Source organism: Rhodococcus sp. EPR-157 (genome assembly GCF_001647195.1).
Taxonomy (GTDB): Bacteria; Actinomycetota; Actinomycetes; order Mycobacteriales; family Mycobacteriaceae; genus Rhodococcoides.
Genome location: NZ_LVCV01000207.1, coordinates 1 through 351 on the forward strand (window position 1 = coordinate 1; position 351 = coordinate 351).

The following is a 351-nucleotide window of genomic DNA, read 5'->3' on the forward strand; positions in this document are numbered from 1 at the left end:
ACGTAGGGGACGGGTTCCGCGGCCGCGGCGTGGGAAAGTCGCTGATACACAAGCAGGTCAACGAAGCCGATGCTGCTGGTCTGTGGACGCTGCAGACGTCGATCTTTCCCGAGAACCGCGCAAGCATCGCGCTGCATCATTCGTCGGGATATCGAACGGTCGGGATCCGTGAGCGTGTCGCCCAGCTCGACGGCGTCTGGCGCGACACCGTCATGCTCGAACGCCGCCGCGCGGACTGAGTGCGGGCCCGCCGGATTCACGACAGCGTCTCCGCGAGTGCAGTCACTGCTGAACGCGCGGTCCTACCCACCCCGATGAGCGTCGCGGACGCTGGGCCTGTCCAGTCGCCGT

Annotated in this window: 1 protein-coding gene; it reads left to right on the forward strand. The window is 66.7% G+C overall.

The window, feature by feature from the left end:
• Window positions 1-239 (forward strand): GNAT family N-acetyltransferase (locus tag A2J03_RS09650; RefSeq protein ID WP_156520302.1); only part of this gene is annotated, 239 nt, incomplete at its 5' end.
• Window positions 240-351 lie beyond the last annotated feature (112 nt).